This is a genomic window from Salmonella enterica subsp. arizonae (assembly GCF_008692845.1).
Taxonomy (GTDB): domain Bacteria; phylum Pseudomonadota; class Gammaproteobacteria; order Enterobacterales; family Enterobacteriaceae; genus Salmonella; species Salmonella arizonae.
Genome location: NZ_VXJW01000004.1, coordinates 330,167 through 345,131, shown reverse-complemented (window position 1 = coordinate 345,131; position 14,965 = coordinate 330,167). Strand labels below are relative to the sequence as shown.

At 54.8% G+C, this 14,965-nt stretch carries 11 protein-coding genes; 10 read left to right on the top strand and 1 reads right to left on the bottom strand.

Features of this window, described 5'->3' with window-relative positions; translation table 11 throughout:
• Positions 1 to 114: 114 nt before the first annotated feature.
• From csrD to tldD, 8 genes are all read left to right on the top strand, one after another.
• Entirely contained in the window at positions 115 to 2,055 is a 1,941-nt protein-coding gene (gene csrD / locus F4V61_RS10720) for an RNase E specificity factor CsrD (protein WP_012210886.1), read from the top strand.
• Between the two features lie 307 nt (positions 2,056 to 2,362).
• The gene (gene mreB, locus F4V61_RS10715; RefSeq protein ID WP_000913396.1) at positions 2,363 to 3,406 is read left to right on the top strand and encodes a rod shape-determining protein MreB; all 1,044 of its coding nucleotides are present in this window, start codon (positions 2,363 to 2,365) and stop codon (positions 3,404 to 3,406) included.
• A gap of 64 nt (positions 3,407 to 3,470) precedes the next feature.
• Positions 3,471 to 4,526: a rod shape-determining protein MreC gene (gene mreC, locus F4V61_RS10710; RefSeq protein WP_000802532.1), complete on the top strand. Its 1,056-nt coding sequence runs from the start codon at positions 3,471 to 3,473 to the stop codon at positions 4,524 to 4,526.
• Entirely contained in the window at positions 4,526 to 5,014 is a 489-nt protein-coding gene (mreD, locus tag F4V61_RS10705; protein WP_000179402.1) for a rod shape-determining protein MreD, read from the top strand. Before mreC ends, mreD begins: the two co-directional genes overlap by 1 nt.
• 8 nt (positions 5,015 to 5,022) lie before the next feature.
• Positions 5,023 to 5,616 (top strand): Maf family protein, encoded by a 594-nt coding sequence (locus tag F4V61_RS10700; RefSeq protein WP_058345478.1) that lies wholly within the window; start codon positions 5,023 to 5,025, stop codon positions 5,614 to 5,616.
• Positions 5,606 to 7,075, top strand: a complete 1,470-nt coding sequence (gene rng, locus F4V61_RS10695) for a ribonuclease G (protein ID WP_000123192.1) — start codon at positions 5,606 to 5,608, stop codon at positions 7,073 to 7,075. Before F4V61_RS10700 ends, rng begins: the two co-directional genes overlap by 11 nt.
• 106 nt (positions 7,076 to 7,181) lie before the next feature.
• Complete coding sequence (gene yhdP, locus F4V61_RS10690; RefSeq protein WP_080161199.1) at positions 7,182 to 10,982, top strand: AsmA2 domain-containing protein YhdP; 3,801 nt, start codon at positions 7,182 to 7,184, stop codon at positions 10,980 to 10,982.
• 144 nt (positions 10,983 to 11,126) lie between these two features.
• Positions 11,127 to 12,572, top strand: coding sequence for a metalloprotease TldD (tldD, locus tag F4V61_RS10685; RefSeq protein WP_080161198.1), 1,446 nt, complete (start codon positions 11,127 to 11,129; stop codon positions 12,570 to 12,572).
• 136 nt (positions 12,573 to 12,708) lie between these two features.
• Here tldD and aaeR read toward each other — a convergent pair whose 3' ends face one another.
• A complete protein-coding gene (gene aaeR / locus F4V61_RS10680; protein WP_080161197.1) occupies positions 12,709 to 13,638 on the bottom strand; it encodes an HTH-type transcriptional activator AaeR in 930 nt (309 codons plus the stop codon).
• A gap of 181 nt (positions 13,639 to 13,819) precedes the next feature.
• On the opposite strand from aaeR, the gene aaeX reads away from it, so the two are divergent.
• Together aaeX and aaeA are read left to right on the top strand one after the other, a co-directional pair.
• The gene (aaeX, locus tag F4V61_RS10675; protein ID WP_000051841.1) at positions 13,820 to 14,023 is read left to right on the top strand and encodes a p-hydroxybenzoic acid efflux pump operon protein AaeX; all 204 of its coding nucleotides are present in this window, start codon (positions 13,820 to 13,822) and stop codon (positions 14,021 to 14,023) included.
• Between the two features lie 7 nt (positions 14,024 to 14,030).
• The gene (aaeA, locus tag F4V61_RS10670) at positions 14,031 to 14,963 is read left to right on the top strand and encodes a p-hydroxybenzoic acid efflux pump subunit AaeA (protein ID WP_038397530.1); all 933 of its coding nucleotides are present in this window, start codon (positions 14,031 to 14,033) and stop codon (positions 14,961 to 14,963) included.
• Positions 14,964 to 14,965: the final 2 nt, after the last annotated feature.

Below are 14,965 nucleotides of genomic sequence, written 5' to 3'. Positions count from 1 at the left end.
AATTGCCAGACAGACCCATTTTGGTAGTATGCCTGCTTCATTGCGCGCCCTGGCGAATTCGGCCTTCAGTTTCGCTTTTTCATACTACTTATAACCGTCGGAGTTAACTCAAGGATGCGATTAACGACGAAGTTCTCAGCTTTTGTCACGCTGCTCACGGGGTTAACGATCTTCGTGACCCTGATAGGCTGCTCGCTAAGCTTTTATAATGCCGTACAGGATAAGTATGTATGTCGTGTGCAGGCGGCGGCGACAGCGATTGATACACACCTGGTGACCCGCGATATTGTTTCTCTGACGCCGCGAATCGATGAACTCATGATCGTTTCCGATATTGTGCGCGTCGATTTGTTACAGGGGGAGCACCGGGTCTACAGCTATTCTCGCACCAGAGGTTATCGGCCAGCCGGCACCAGCGACATGTATCGCGAACTGGTCGTGCCGCTGGTCAAACATCCGGGAATGTCGCTACGTCTGGTTTATCAGGACCCGATGGGCAACTATTTTCACTCACTGATCACCACGGCGCCGCTGACGCTGGCGATCGGTTTTATCGTTCTGATTCTGTTTTTATCGGTGCGCTGGCTGCAACGGCAGCTTTCCGGGCAAGAGCTTCTGGAAATTCGTTCAACGCGTATTCTGAATGGCGAACGCGGGCCGAATGTCCGCGGTTCCGTTTATGAATGGCCGGCGCGCACCAGCAGCGCGCTTGATGTGTTACTTTCCGAAATTCAGTTTGCTCACGAGCAGCGTAGCCGCCTGGACACGCTAATTCGCTCCTACGCCGCGCAGGACGCCAAAACCGGACTCGGTAACCGTCTGTTCTTTGATAACCAACTGGCGACGCTACTGGAAGATCAAGAAAAAGTAGGTGTGCATGGCGTGGTGATGATGATCCGCTTGCCAGACTTCAATCTTCTGCGCGACAACCTGGGAGGCAATCAGGCGGAAGAACAGATGTTTATGCTTATCAATCTGCTATCGACATTTATTATGCGTTACCCAGGCTCGCTGCTGGCGCGTTATCACCGTAGCGACTTTGCCGTGCTGCTACCACATCGAACGCTGAAAGAAGCGGAAAGTATTGCCGGACAACTTTTAAAAGCCGTCGATGCGCTACCGGCTAACAAAATGCTCGATCGTGACGATATGGTACATATCGGCATTTGCGCCTGGCGCAGCGGGCAGTCCACTGGGCAGGTGATGGAACATGCTGAAGCCGCGGCGCGGAATGCCGCCCTGCAGGGGGGAAATAGCTGGGCTATCTACGACGACACGTTGCCGGAAAAAGGGCGCGGCAATGTGCGCTGGCGCACGCTGATTGAGCAGATGCTAAACCGGGGCGGACCACGGCTTTATCAAAAACCAGCGGTCACGCGAGAAGGCCGCGTACATCATCGGGAATTGATGTGCCGCATCTATGATGGTAAAGAGGAGGTTAGTTCGGCGGAGTATATGCCGATGGTGCTGCAATTTGGTTTATCGGAAGAGTATGACAGATTACAAATTAGCCGCCTGATTACGTTACTGGGCTACTGGCCAGATGAAAATCTGGCAATGCAGTTGACGGTAGAGTCGCTGATTCGTCCGCGTTTTCAGCGCTGGCTACGCGATACGTTAATGCAGTGTGAAAAATTACAGCGAAATCGCATAATTATTGAACTTGCGGAGGCGGATGTTTGTCAACACATCAGTCGATTACAACCCATCCTTCGCTTAGTCAATGCGCTTGGCGTTCGGGTGGCGGTGACGCAGGCGGGCTTGACGTTGGTCAGCACGAGCTGGATTAAAGCGCTCAATGTGGAATTACTCAAGCTGCATCCGAGTCTGGTCAGAAACATTGAGAAGCGAACGGAAAACCAGCTTCTGGTTCAAAGTCTGGTAGAGGCCTGCGCGGGTACGCCTACGCAGGTTTACGCGACGGGCGTCCGTTCGCGCGGTGAGTGGCAGACCCTGATAAAACGCGGCGTGGCTGGCGGGCAGGGTGATTTTTTTGCCTCCTCCCAACCACTTGACACAAACGTGAAAAAATATTCGCAAAGATACTCGGTTTAACCTGCCGTTTAATTTGTTTTCACGTAGAATAACGCGCGCTGCGCCTCATGGGGGGGTGCTTGTCTGCTCGCCAGATTGTTGCAGCAAATATGCAGGTGAATGACCTTTGACAGGTTGCAAACAAAGGCGAGGATTGCTGCTGATTTGTTCAGCCCTGAGGGACTCAGGCCGAGATTTGTAACAAAGGAAACGAACTGCACTAATTTTCACCGTAGCAGATGATTTTTGCGCCTTGTCGCTGCTGCGTGTGGTTGGTAAAGTAAGCGGATTTTGTTTTCCGCCCCAGCTTTCAGGATTATCCCTTAGTATGTTGAAAAAATTTCGTGGCATGTTTTCCAATGACCTGTCCATTGACCTGGGTACCGCGAATACCCTCATTTATGTAAAAGGACAAGGCATCGTATTGAATGAGCCTTCCGTTGTGGCCATTCGTCAGGATCGTGCCGGTTCGCCGAAAAGCGTGGCTGCAGTCGGTCATGATGCGAAGCAGATGCTGGGCCGTACGCCGGGCAATATCGCGGCGATCCGTCCGATGAAAGACGGCGTTATCGCCGACTTCTTTGTGACCGAAAAAATGCTTCAGCACTTTATTAAACAAGTGCACAGCAACAGCTTTATGCGCCCAAGCCCGCGCGTACTGGTATGCGTGCCGGTCGGCGCGACGCAGGTAGAACGCCGCGCGATTCGTGAATCCGCTCAGGGCGCTGGCGCTCGAGAAGTGTTCCTGATTGAAGAGCCGATGGCGGCGGCGATCGGCGCCGGTCTGCCGGTCTCTGAAGCGACCGGTTCGATGGTCGTCGATATCGGCGGCGGTACGACGGAAGTCGCCGTGATCTCCCTGAACGGCGTGGTGTACTCTTCGTCCGTGCGCATCGGCGGCGACCGTTTCGACGAAGCGATCATCAACTATGTACGCCGTAACTATGGCTCTCTGATTGGTGAAGCGACCGCAGAACGCATTAAACATGAAATCGGTTCCGCTTATCCGGGCGATGAAGTGCGTGAAATCGAAGTGCGCGGCCGTAACCTGGCGGAAGGCGTTCCACGCGGCTTTACCCTGAACTCAAACGAGATTCTGGAAGCGTTGCAGGAACCGTTGACCGGTATCGTCAGCGCGGTAATGGTGGCGCTGGAACAGTGTCCACCGGAGCTGGCGTCCGATATCTCCGAGCGCGGTATGGTGCTCACCGGCGGCGGCGCGCTGCTGCGTAACCTTGACCGTCTGTTAATGGAAGAGACGGGCATTCCTGTCGTGGTTGCTGAAGATCCGCTGACCTGTGTGGCGCGCGGCGGCGGCAAGGCGCTGGAAATGATCGATATGCACGGCGGCGACCTGTTCAGCGAAGAGTAGTTGGATGCAGGCAGGATTATCCCTGGATTATCCTGCCTCTCCGACGCGAGAATACGCATAGCCTATGAAGCCAATTTTTAGCCGTGGCCCGTCGCTACAGATTCGCCTTATTCTGGCGGTGCTGGTGGCGCTCGGCGTTATCATTGCCGACAGCCGCCTGGGGACGTTCAGTCAAATCCGAACGTACATGGATACTGCCGTCAGTCCTTTCTATTTTATTTCAAACGGCCCTCGTGAACTGCTCGACAGCGTGTCGCAAACGCTGGCTTCTCGCGACCAGCTTGAACTGGAAAACCGGGCGCTGCGCCAGGAATTACTGCTAAAAAACAGTGATCTGCTGATGCTGGGACAGTACAAACAGGAGAACGCGCGGTTGCGCGAGCTGCTGGGGTCGCCGCTGCGTCAGGACGAGCAGAAAATGGTGACGCAGGTTATTTCAACGGTTAACGATCCTTACAGCGATCAGGTCGTTATCGATAAAGGCAGCGTTAATGGCGTGTATGAAGGTCAACCGGTCATTAGCGACAAAGGCGTCGTAGGGCAGGTTGTCGCCGTGGCGAAACTGACCAGCCGCGTACTGCTGATTTGCGATGCGACTCATGCGCTGCCGATTCAGGTACTGCGCAATGACATCCGCGTGATTGCCGCCGGCAACGGCTGTACTGACGATCTTCAGCTTGAACATCTGCCCGCCAATACCGATATTCGCGTCGGCGATGTGCTGGTAACGTCCGGACTTGGCGGGCGTTTCCCGGAAGGGTATCCGGTGGCGGTGGTCTCCTCCGTCAAGCTGGACACCCAGCGCGCCTATACGGTCATTCAGGCGCGGCCTACGGCAGGGTTACAGCGTTTGCGCTATCTGCTGTTGCTGTGGGGCGCAGATCGTAACGGCGCCAACCCGCTGACGCCGGAAGAGGTTCATCGCGTAGCCAATGAGCGCCTGATGCAGATGATGCCGCAGGTGTTGCCTTCTCCGGATGCGATGGGGCCGCCGGCGCCAGTGCCGGACCCGGCGACGGGGATTACTCCGCCATCTGCGGGCCAGACTGCGCCGGTATCAACGCAACCATCGCCTTCGGGCGCGACTACGTCGCCTGCGCGTGCGCCGGGAGGGCAATAGTGGCGAGCTATCGTAGCCAGGGGCGCTGGGTTATCTGGCTCTCGTTTCTTATTGCGCTGTTGCTGCAAATCATGCCCTGGCCGGACGACATCATTGTTTTCCGGCCAAACTGGGTTTTGCTCATCTTACTGTACTGGATTCTGGCCCTGCCGCACCGCGTAAATGTGGGGACGGGATTTGTGATGGGTGCCATACTTGATCTCATCAGCGGTTCCACACTCGGCGTGCGCGCTCTGTCGATGAGTATTGTCGCCTACCTGGTCGCTCTGAAATTCCAGCTCTTCCGTAACCTGGCGCTCTGGCAGCAGGCGCTGGTGGTGATGTTGCTTTCACTGGCCGTGGACATTATTGTTTTCTGGGCCGAGTTTTTAGTGATCAATGTCTCTTTCAGACCGGAAGTGTTCTGGAGTAGTGTAATCAATGGCGTGCTGTGGCCCTGGCTCTTTTTGCTGATGCGTAAAGTACGCCAGCAGTTTGCTGTGCAATAAAGGTCGATATGACAACTCTGTATCTTGCTTCCGGTTCCCCGCGTCGCCAGGAATTATTGACTCAACTTGGATGTTCATTCGAGCAGGTCGTACCTGGTATTGAAGAGCAGCGGCGTGCTCAGGAAAGCGCACAGCAGTATGTTGTTCGGCTGGCGCGCGAAAAGGCGCAGGCTGGCGTGGCGCTGGTTCCCCGTGATCTGCCGGTTTTGGGCGCGGATACGATAGTCGTGTTAAACGGCGAGGTGCTGGAAAAGCCGCGCGACGCCGCTCATGCCGCAGAAATGCTGCGTTTGCTTTCCGGAAATACGCATCAGGTGATGACTGCTGTCGCGCTTGCGGACTCGCAGCAGACGCTGGATTGTCTGGTGGTAACGGAGGTGACTTTCCGCACGCTTTCTGCGCAGGACATTGCTGGCTATGTCGCCAGCGGCGAGCCTTTAGATAAAGCAGGCGCATACGGTATTCAGGGGCGGGGTGGCTGTTTTGTCAGGAAGATAAATGGCAGCTATCACGCCGTTGTCGGCTTACCGCTGGTTGAAACGTATGAGTTGTTGAATCATTTTAACGCACTGCGTGATAAAAGGGATAAACATGACGGCTGAATTGTTGGTAAACGTAACGCCATCGGAAACGCGCGTGGCGTACATTGATGGCGGTATTCTTCAGGAAATCCATATTGAGCGCGAAGCGCGACGCGGAATCGTAGGCAATATCTACAAAGGTCGTGTAAGTCGTGTACTTCCAGGTATGCAGGCGGCTTTTGTAGATATTGGGCTGGATAAAGCCGCATTTCTTCACGCTTCCGATATTATGCCGCATACCGAATGCGTGGCGGGCGACGAGCAAAAGCAGTTTACCGTGCGCGATATCTCCGAACTGGTGCGTCAGGGGCAGGATCTGATGGTGCAGGTGGTGAAAGATCCGCTCGGCACGAAAGGCGCGCGTTTGACTACAGACATCACGTTGCCCTCCCGTTACCTTGTTTTTATGCCCGGCGCGTCGCACGTTGGCGTTTCCCAGCGTATCGAAAGCGAAAGTGAACGCGAGCGCCTGAAAAAGGTGGTAGCGGAATACTGCGACGAACAGGGCGGGTTTATTATCCGTACCGCGGCGGAAGGCGTGTGCGAAGAGGATCTCGCGTCTGACGCCGCCTATCTCAAGCGTGTCTGGACGAAAGTCATGGAGCGCAAAAAGCGTCCGCAAACGCGTTATCAGATGTATGGCGAACTGGCGCTGGCGCAGCGCGTACTGCGCGATTTCGCCGATGCGCAGTTGGACCGAATTCGCGTCGACTCACGTCTGACCTATGAGTCGCTGCTGGAGTTTACCGCAGAATACATCCCGGAAATGACCAGTAAGCTGGAGCATTATAGCGGTCGTCAGCCGATCTTCGATCTTTATGACGTGGAAAATGAGATCCAGCGCGCGCTGGAGCGTAAGGTTGAACTCAAGTCCGGTGGTTATCTGATTATCGACCAAACCGAAGCGATGACGACGGTAGATATCAATACCGGCGCGTTTGTCGGACACCGTAATCTCGACGACACCATTTTTAATACCAATATTGAAGCGACTCAGGCCATCGCTCGTCAGCTACGCCTGCGTAATCTGGGCGGCATTATCATTATCGATTTTATCGACATGAATAATGAGGATCATCGTCGCCGGGTGCTGCATTCGCTGGAGCAGGCGTTAAGTAAGGATCGCGTGAAAACCAGTATTAACGGTTTTTCGCCGCTGGGACTGGTGGAAATGACCCGCAAACGGACCCGTGAAAGCGTGGAACATGTGCTGTGTAACGAGTGTCCAACCTGTCATGGCCGCGGGACGGTAAAAACGGTGGAAACCGTCTGCTATGAGATCATGCGTGAGATTGTACGTGTTCACCACGCTTATGACTCCGATCGCTTCCTGGTTTATGCTTCTCCTGCGGTGGCGGAAGCGCTGAAAGGCGAAGAATCCCACGCGCTGGCGGAAGTCGAAATCTTTGTCGGCAAACAGGTTAAAGTTCAGGTCGAACCGCTTTATAACCAGGAGCAGTTTGACGTCGTAATGATGTAAAAGACCGCGACCCGTACGAGCATTTGCAGGCCGGATAAGGCGTTCACGCCGCCATCCGGCAAAACGAGGTTGTGAGTCGTATTTTTTGGCAGACAAGGAGAGACGCGTGAGGCGATTGCCGGGGATTTTATTGCTCACTGGAGCCGCGCTCATCGTCATTGCAGCGCTGCTGGTTAGCGGGCTGCGCCTGGCGTTGCCTCATCTTGACGCCTGGCGTCCAGCTATCCTGAATAAGATTGAGTCCGCGACCGGCGTGCCGGTGGCTGCCAATCAACTCTCCGCAAGCTGGCAAAATTTTGGCCCTACGCTGGAAGCGCATAATATTCATGCCGCCCTGAAAGATGGCGGCGAACTGTCGATAAAACGCGTTACGCTGGCGCTGGACGTCTGGCAAAGCCTGTTGCATATGCGCTGGCAGTTTCGCGACCTGACCTTCTGGCAACTCAATTTCCGCACCAACACGCCTCTTCAAAGCAGCGACGGCGAAGGCATCGAAACCAGCCGTTTAAGCGATCTTTTCCTGCGTCAGTTCGATCATTTCGATCTGCGCGATAGCCAAATCAGTTTTCTGACGCTTTCCGGACAACGCGCGGAACTGGCGATCCCACAGCTTACCTGGCTAAACGGCAAAGACCGGCACCGCGCCGAAGGCGAGGTCAGTCTCTCCAGCCTGACCGGACAGCACGGCGTGATGCAGGTGCGGATGGATTTACGCGATGACGACGGTCTGCTGAATAACGGCAGAGTCTGGTTACAGGCCGACGATATTGACGTCAAGCCATGGCTGGGCAAATGGATGCAGGATAATGTGGCGCTCCAGACGGCGCGTTTCAGTCTGGAAGGCTGGATGACGCTCAGTAAAGGCGAAATCGCCGGAGGAGACGTCTGGCTGAAACAGGGCGGCGCAAGCTGGCTGGGCGATAACACAACGCATACGCTGTCTGTCGATAACCTGACGGCGCAGATTAGCCGCGAGCAGCCGGGCTGGCAGTTTTATATTCCGGACACGCGGATTACGCTTGATGGTAAACCCTGGCCGAGCGGGGCCTTAACCGTGGCCTGGCTCCCGCAGCAGGACGTCGGCGGCGAGAATCATACACGTAGCGATGAACTGCGCATTCGCGCCAGTAATCTTGAGCTGGCGGGGTTGGAAGCATTACGTCCGCTGGCGGCTAAACTGTCGCCTGTGCTGGGCGAAATATGGCAGGCTACGCAGCCGAGCGGAAAGATCGCCACACTGGCGCTGGATATTCCGCTACAGGCGACCGAAAAAACGCGTTTTCAGGCATCGTGGAAAAATCTTGCATGGAAACAGTGGAAGCTGTTGCCTGGCGCGGAACATTTTTCCGGTACGCTGGCGGGAAGCGTAGAAGACGGGCAGATGAAGGTTGCGATGCAGCAGGCCAAAATGCCCTATGAAACGGTTTTTCGCGCGCCGCTGGAAATTGAAAACGGCGTCGCGACGCTTAGCTGGTTGAAGAATGAGAACGGCTTTCAGCTTGATGGCCGTGACATTGACGTCAAAGCAAAGGCGGTACATGCGCGCGGCGGGTTCCGCTATCTGCAACCGACGGGCGATGAACCGTGGCTGGGCATTCTGGCTGGAATCAGTACCGACGATGGAGCACAGGCGTGGCGCTATTTTCCGGAAAACCTGATGGGCAAAGCGCTGGTAGATTACCTTAGCGGCGCGATTCAGGGCGGCGAGGCGGATAACGCCACGTTGGTTTACGGCGGTAATCCGCATCTCTTTCCCTATAAGCATAACGAAGGTCAGTTTGAAGTGCTGGTGCCGCTACGCAATGCGACGTTTGCCTTTCAGCCCGACTGGCCTGCGCTAAAAAATCTCAATATTGAACTGGATTTCCTGAACGACGGCCTGTGGATGCGTTCGGATAGCGTCGATTTGGGCGGGGTGAAGGCTAGCAAACTCGCGGCGGCGATTCCGGATTATTCCAAAGAGAAACTGCTCATTGATGCCGATATTAACGGGCCGGGAAAAGCCGTTGGGCCTTATTTCGACGAGACGCCGCTAAAAGACTCGCTTGGCTCGACGCTGGCGGAGCTACAATTAGATGGCGATGTGAATGCTCGCTTACATCTTGATATTCCGCTGGATGGTGAACAGGTTACCGCCGAGGGCGATGTCTCGTTGCGTAATAACAGCCTGTTTATTAAGCCGCTAAACAGTACGCTCAAAAATCTGAACGGTAAATTCAGCTTTGTGAATGGCGCGCTAAAAAGCGGGCCGCTGACGGCAAACTGGTTTAATCAGCCGCTTAACCTGGATTTCAGTACGACGGAAGGGGCAAAAGCGTATCAGGTGGCCGTCAACCTGAATGGTAACTGGCAGCCAACGCGTATGGGCGTCTTACCGTCGCCACTGAATGATGCCCTGAGCGGCAGCGTGACGTGGAATGGTAAAGTCGGCATCGATCTTCCGTATCACGCTGGTGCCACTTATAACATCGAGCTGAACGGCGACCTGCGGAATGTGAGTAGTCACTTACCTTCTCCGCTAAATAAACCCGCAGGCGAAGCCATTCCAGTACACATTAATGCTGACGGCAATCTGAAAAGTTTTGCGCTAACGGGGAGCGCAGGGAGTAAAAACCATTTTAACAGCCGTTGGTTATTAAATCAGAAACTGACGCTGGATCGGGCTATCTGGACGACGGACAGCCGGACAATTCCGCCACTGCCTGCTCAACAAGGCGTTGAACTCAATCTGCCGGCGCTGGATGGCGCGCAATGGCTGGCGTTATTCCAGAAAGGCGCGGTGGATAATGTGAGCAGTTCGGCCGAGTTTCCTCAACGCGTCACGTTGCGTACTCCCGCGCTATCGCTGGGCGGCCAGCAGTGGAACAATTTGAGCGTCGTTTCAGCCCCTTCGCTGAACGGAACAAAAATTGAAGCGCAGGGCCGTGAGGTGAACGCCACGCTGACCATGCGCAACCATGCGCCGTGGCTGGCGAACATTAAGTACCTGTATTACAACCCTGGCGTTGCAAAAACGCACGCTTCGTCACCAACGCCGACATCGCCGTTTGCTTCGGCGAGCACTATTAGCTTCCGCGGCTGGCCGGACTTACAACTTCGCTGCGAAGAGTGCTGGCTGTGGGGGCAAAAATATGGGCGTATTGATGGCGATTTCGCCATCAAAGGCAATACGCTGACTCTGGCGAATGGTCTGATCGATACCGGATTCGCCCGTTTGAAAGCGAACGGCGAGTGGGTGAATGCGCCGGGCAATGAACGAACCTCGCTGAAAGGCAGTCTGCATGGCCGTAACCTTGACGCGGCTGCCGGGTTCTTCGGCATCTCGACGCCAATCCAGAACGCGTCGTTTAACGTAGATTACGATCTGCACTGGCGAAATCCGCCCTGGCAACCTGATGAAGCCACGCTCAACGGGATTTTACGTACGCGTCTGGGTAAAGGTGAGTTTACTGATCTAAGTAGCGGCCATGCCGGACAGCTACTGCGGCTGCTCAGTTTTGATGCGTTGCTGCGTAAGCTGCGATTTGACTTCAGCGATACCTTTAGCGAGGGCTTCTGGTTCGACTCTATTCATAGTACCGCGTGGATTAAAGATGGCGTCCTGCATACTGACGATACGCTGGTGGATGGGCTGGAAGCGGACATTGCAATGAAAGGTTCCGTCGATCTGGTGCGCCGTCGTCTTGATATGGAGGCTGTCGTCGCGCCGGAAATTTCCGCCACGGTGGGCGTCGCCGCCGCTTTTGCCGTTAACCCGATTGTCGGCGCGGCGGTATTTGCCGCCAGTAAAGTGTTGGGGCCGCTATGGAGCAAGGTCTCCATTCTGCGTTATCGCATTACCGGTCCGGTCGATGCGCCGCAGATCAACGAAGTTCTGCGTCAACCGAGAAAAGAAAGCCAGCAATGATTTGACGGGGGCGAGGAATTGCCCCACTCTCAGTAAATAGTCATGCCGGACGGCGCTGTGTTTATCCGGTTTGCACAATCTAACAACGTAGTCCGGATAAGGCGTGAACCGCCATCCGGCAGAAATCAACGAGTAGCAAAAACGATGAGTCTGAACCTGGTAAGTGAACAATTGCTAGCGGCGAATGGCCTGAACCATCAGGATCTGTTCGCTATTTTGGGCCAACTGGCCGAACGCCGTCTTGATTATGGCGACCTCTATTTTCAGTCGAGCTATCACGAATCCTGGGTTTTAGAAGACCGCATCATTAAAGATGGTTCATATAATATCGACCAGGGCGTTGGCGTTCGCGCCATTAGCGGCGAAAAAACCGGTTTTGCTTATGCTGACCAGATAAGCCTCCTGGCGCTGGAGCAGAGTGCGCAGGCAGCGCGAACCATTGTACGCGATAACGGCGAAGGCAAGGTAAAAACGCTCGCCGCCGTAGCGCATCAGCCGCTCTACACCACTCTTGATCCGCTGCAAAGTATGAGCCGCGAAGAGAAGCTGGATATCCTCAGACGCATTGATAAAGTGGCGCGAGAAGCCGATAAACGCGTGCAGGAAGTCAACGCCAGCCTGACCGGCGTATATGAATTAATCCTGGTGGCGGCGACCGACGGGACGCTGGCGGCGGATGTCCGTCCACTGGTGCGCTTGTCCGTTAGCGTGCAGGTGGAAGAAGACGGTAAACGCGAGCGCGGCGCCAGCGGCGGCGGCGGTCGCTTTGGTTATGAGTATTTTCTTGCCGATCTCGACGGCGAGGTTCGCGCCGACGCGTGGGCGAAAGAAGCGGTACGCATGGCGCTGGTTAATCTTTCTGCGGTCGCTGCGCCAGCGGGGACGTTACCGGTGGTTCTGGGCGCCGGGTGGCCGGGCGTATTGCTGCACGAAGCGGTCGGACATGGGCTGGAAGGTGATTTTAACCGTCGTGGGACGTCTGTGTTTAGCGGTCAGATTGGCGAGCAGGTTGCCTCCGCGCTTTGTACCGTGGTAGATGACGGCACAATGATGAACCGTCGCGGCTCCGTCGCTATCGATGATGAAGGTACGCCAGGCCAGTACAACGTTTTGATTGAGAATGGCGTACTGAAAGGGTACATGCAGGACAAGCTGAATGCTCGCCTGATGGGGGCTGCGCCGACCGGTAACGGGCGTCGCGAATCTTACGCGCATCTGCCGATGCCGCGTATGACGAATACCTATATGTTGGCAGGGCAGTCAACGCCGCAGGAAATTATCGAATCCGTTGAGTACGGCATCTATGCGCCGAACTTTGGCGGCGGTCAGGTGGATATCACCTCCGGCAAGTTTGTGTTCTCGACCTCGGAAGCGTATCTGATTGAAAACGGCAAAGTCACGACGCCGGTGAAGGGCGCGACATTGATTGGATCTGGCATTGAAACAATGCAACAGATCTCCATGGTCGGCAATGATCTTAAGCTGGATAACGGCGTAGGCGTCTGTGGCAAAGAGGGGCAAAGTTTGCCTGTGGGCGTGGGGCAGCCGACGCTGAAAGTCGATAACCTGACGGTTGGCGGCACGGCATAACTTTCCGCTTTATCAGGACTGGGGATCATGCCGCCCAGGCCTGATAAGCGCAGCGCCATCAGGCAATGTCCGCGCCGGATGGCGACATAAATTCTTTTTCCGGCCCACGACGGTTTCCAGCAATAACCCGTCGTTTTTACTTTTCTTTCCCTCGCCCGTGCATTCCCTGAAACAGGTTGGCGACATCGACAAAATAGTCAGTCAACGCGTTAATCACTACCTGCACTTTAAGCGGCAGCTTATCTTTTTCGGTGTACAGGGCGTACACGGGACGCGGATCGGACTGATAGCGAGGCAGCAGGATCTCCAGCTCGCCGCGGTTGATCTCATCGATCACCCACATCAGCGGCACGTAGGCGATCCCGGTACCGGCGGTCAGCCAACGTACAAGCGTCATCGGATCGTTAGTGACGAACCGTCCCTGTGGTATCAGCCGGGTAGAAATTCCTTCCGGTGCGATAAGTTCAAACTCATTATCCGGGCGTACGCTATATTCCAGCCAGGAATGACTAGTGAGATCGGCGGGTTTTTCCGGGGCGCCATACTGGGCGAGGTAGGATTTGGCGGCGCACACAACCATCGGCATCGCGCCAAGTCGACGGGAAAACAGGCTGGAATCTTGCAGCGCGCCCACGCGGATCACCACGTCCAGCCCGTCTGCAATTAAATCCGGAGCGGGAATTCCCGTCACCAGATTGACCGCCAGACCGGGATACTCTTTTAATAATTTCGCGGTAAGCCCGGCCAGCACATTTTGCGCCATGGTTGAAGAACAGCCGATACGCAATGTACCGATAGGCGTGTTATTAAAAGCGTAAAGCTGCTCGTGAACATCCTGCACTTCATGCAGCATACGACGACAGCCCTGATAATAGATTTTTCCAGCCTCGGTGAGCCCAATGCTGCGTGTGCTGCGGTTGAGCAGTTTGACCTGAAGCTCATCTTCCAGTTTTGCTACAGTCTGGCTGATGGACGACACACTCATTTGCAACTGTCTCGCTGCGGCGGTAAAAGAGCCAAACTCGACCACTTTGGCGAATACTGACATTCGTTTTAATCGTTCCATTATTCACTCTGACTTAAAAGTGATTTAGATCACATACCATAGATAACAGCATAACAATTACGTTAATATACTATTATTCGAATAAGAGCTATGTCGCTCTCGCCTGGCGTTTCTTGCCCTTCTCTGCGGCGATGTAGCTTAACAAGCTATCGCCTGCTCTCTCTCAGTAATCAAGGTCAACATGAGTCTGTTTCCCGTTATCGTGGTGTTTGGTCTTTCCTTCCCACCGATATTTTTCGAATTGCTTTTGTCACTGGCGATTTTTTGGCTGGTGCGTCGGGTGCTTGTGCCGACGGGCATCTATGATTTTGTCTGGCATCCGGCTTTGTTCAATACCGCGCTGTATTGTTGTCTGTTTTATTTAATATCGCGCCTGTTCGTTTGAGGTTGAAGTGAAAACACTAACAAGAAAACTCTCCCGTACGGCCATTACCCTCGTACTGGTTATTCTGGCCTTTATCGCCATTTTCCGCGCCTGGGTGTATTACACCGAATCGCCCTGGACGCGCGACGCGCGTTTTAGCGCCGATGTAGTCGCTATTGCCCCGGATGTCGCGGGCCTGATTACCCATGTAAACGTGCATGATAACCAACTGGTGCAAAAGGATCAGGTCCTGTTTACCATCGATCAGCCACGCTATCAAAAAGCGCTCGCTGAAGCGGAAGCTGATGTAGCCTATTATCAGGTACTGGCGCAGGAAAAACGCCAGGAAGCCGGTCGCCGTAATCGCCTCGGCGTACAGGCGATGTCCAGAGAGGAGATCGATCAGGCGAACAATATTTTGCAGACTGTACTGCATCAGTTGGCTAAAGCCCAGGCCACGCGCGATCTGGCTAAACTCGACCTTGAGCGCACCGTTATTCGCGCGCCTGCCGACGGTTGGGTGACTAACCTCAATGTTTATGCCGGTGAATTTATTACCCGCGGTTCCACAGCCGTCGCATTGGTGAAAAAGAACTCTTTTTACGTGCAGGCCTATATGGAAGAGACCAAGCTGGAAGGCGTGCGTCCGGGATATCGTGCCGAAATCACGCCGCTCGGCAGTAACCGGGTATTAAAAGGTACTGTCGATAGCGTGGCGGCAGGGGTAACGAATACCAGCAGTACCAGCGATGCGAAAGGGATGGCGACGATAGACTCTAACCTCGAATGGGTGCGTCTGGCCCAGCGTGTCCCGGTGCGTATCCGGCTTGACGAACAGCAGGGGAATTTGTGGCCTGCCGGTACGACGGCAACCGTCGTAATCACCGGTAAGCAGGATCGTGACGCAAGCCAGGATTCCTTCTTCCGTAAACTGGCGCACCGGCTGCGCGAATTCGGTTAATT